Below are 361 nucleotides of genomic sequence, written 5' to 3' on the forward strand. Positions count from 1 at the left end.
GCCGAATTAGCGAACTGCTGCAACAGACCCGATTCGACAGCCAGGCCGACTTGGAGACGACCTTGCTCAACTACCTGAAGCTGTACAACCACCACATTCCGCAGCGTGCCATTGGTTCCAAAACGCCGATTCAGGCGCTCAAGGAATGGCAGCAAAACAAACCGGAGTTATTCGTTAAACGTGTTTATGACCAGACGAGACTTGACAATTAGGAAGCTAATCACGCGTTCAGCAGGACAACAATGATCGTATCCATCAAAAATCCCCCGCTAACAACAAATCATGCGCCATATCCATTAAATTTCCAAGCGCCAATTCTATTCGAGCGGTCTTTAGAAAAACTATAAATATGTACTACGGG

The 361-nt window shown here is 46.8% G+C and carries 1 pseudogene; it reads left to right on the plus strand.

Features of this window, described 5'->3' with window-relative positions:
* Positions 1-212, plus strand: a pseudogene (locus F2P45_RS34735) (IS481 family transposase); the annotation flags it as partial.
* Between the last annotated feature and the right edge of the window lie 149 nt (positions 213-361).

The sequence above is a fragment of the Massilia mucilaginosa genome, from assembly GCF_011682145.1.
Classification (GTDB): Bacteria; Pseudomonadota; Gammaproteobacteria; order Burkholderiales; family Burkholderiaceae_D; genus Telluria_A; species Telluria_A mucilaginosa.